Below are 765 nucleotides of genomic sequence, written 5' to 3' on the forward strand. Positions count from 1 at the left end.
TTAATGTAAACTGCACAAACCAATAGTGTGCATAACTGCAGTATTCATCAGTGTTTCGTAGTATAATACGTGCATGAGTATGGTGGAAAACAGCTCAAAATCCTTGCACACAGGTGATATAACATGTATAAAACTCCTTCTAAACAACTTTCCTTCGAAGATTTTAATCAGCCCTTGGGATTACAAATGGATCCGAACAACCGTTGGATCAAGAAAGCAGCATTCATTCCGTGGGACCTGGTAGAAAAGAAATATAAAAAACTGTTCAAAGGATTCAAAGGCCATGTAGCAAAGCCTGCCAGAATGGCATTAGGCGCGTTGCTCATTCAAATTGAATACGGGTACTCGGATGAAGAAACTGTCGAACAAATCAAGGAAAACCCCTATTTGCAATACTTCTGCGGTTTACTTGGCTATGAATATAAAGCGCCGTTTGATGCCTCTGCCATGACACGGTTTCGTAAACGGCTGACACCGAAGCGGTTGGAAGCCATCAACAATTTCATTATCCAACAGGCAGAAGCTGCCAAACAAGCGCCGCATCACATTGAAAAAGAAACAGACAAGAAAGAGGACTCTCATCATGATGATACGCCGCCGTCTACCTCCGACAAGGAAGGGACGCTGATTGTGGACGCTACCTGTGCGCCATCTCGTATCAAATATCCTAGGGACATGGAATTGTTAAATGAAGGACGAGAAAAGCTGGAACATATCATCACCGTGCTGCATACTCCCACTGATGGAAAGAAACCGCGAACCTAT

Annotated in this window: 1 protein-coding gene; it reads left to right on the plus strand. The window is 43.4% G+C overall.

What is annotated here, in order from left to right; translation table 11 throughout:
* Window positions 1-123 precede the first annotated feature (123 nt).
* A partial coding sequence (locus AB840_RS15465) for a transposase (protein ID WP_048515699.1) occupies window positions 124-765 on the plus strand: 642 nt, incomplete at its 3' end.

The organism is Megasphaera cerevisiae DSM 20462 (genome assembly GCF_001045675.1).
GTDB lineage: Bacteria > Bacillota > Negativicutes > Veillonellales > Megasphaeraceae > Megasphaera > Megasphaera cerevisiae.